Annotated in this window: 1 pseudogene; it reads right to left on the reverse strand. The window is 51.6% G+C overall.

Features of this window, described 5'->3' with window-relative positions:
* A pseudogene (locus KDK18_RS01005) lies at window positions 1-1,010 on the reverse strand (bifunctional glutamine synthetase adenylyltransferase/deadenyltransferase); the annotation flags it as partial.
* Window positions 1,011-1,062 lie beyond the last annotated feature (52 nt).

Consider the following 1,062-nt stretch of genomic DNA (forward strand, 5'->3'; position numbering starts at 1 on the left):
CGTTTATCCCGTCGGGATTTTGTCAGATGTTCTTTCATCTTTCGACGCATCTTGATGACCTCTTCTTTTAAGGTCGCAGGCTCCCTGTCAGTAGCCAGAATGCTTTTTCGCAGTGATTCAAATTGTGCTGTCAGCTGTTTATCGCCAGCCACTGCCCTGGCTCGGACCAGAGCCTGATGTTCCCAGGTCCAGGCTTCATTGCGCTGGTACTTTTCAAAAGACGTCAGTGAGCTGACCAGCATTCCGGAAGCACCGGAAGGACGGAGACGCATGTCGACTTCATAGAGTCTTCCGGAAGGGGTTTGAGCAGTGAGGATGTGTATGATTCTCTGACCCAGTCGTGTGTAGAATGTGGAGCTTTCTATAGGGCGCGGGCCGTCTGTTTCTTTATGGGTGGCACCATTATGCACGAACACCAGATCCAGATCTGATCCAGGGCCAAGTTCAATGCCGCCGAGTTTGCCGTAGCCAATGATGATAAAGCCGGGGTCACAGATAGAACCGTCTTTACCCGCAGGATGTCCGTGCCGCTCAATCATGGTTTTCCAGGCAAGGCCGACCACCTGATCCAGCAACGCTTCGGCAATCCAGGTCAGATAATCACTTTCCTTCATTAAGGGTAATGTCCCTGCGACCTGTGCTGCCGCTACTCTCAACAGATGTGACATCTTAAAGTAGCGCAGTGCTTCCATCTGGGCTTCCAGATCATCTTCCGGAATATGCGTCAGTTGTTGTCTGAGATCTTGCTCAAGTTCCGCCTTTTCGGGTGGGTTATAAAGGTCACCGATATCCAGGAACTCATCCAGCAAGGCCGGGTGCCGGGCGATTTGGTCTGCTATCCAGGGGCTGGCTATGCAGAGGCTGATGAGGTGTTCCAGTGCTTTGGGGTTTTCCATCAGTAGAACCAGATAAGCTGTTCGGCGCAAAACGCTTTCAATAAGAGGAAGGATGCGTATCAGAGCCAGATCAGGTTGTTCACTTTGACCAATGTGCTCCAGTAGTGACGGCATGAAATGATCGAGTCGCTCACGGCTTTGGCGGCGGATTCTGGTAATGGCTTTG

The sequence above is a fragment of the Endozoicomonas sp. SESOKO3 genome (assembly GCF_024606255.1).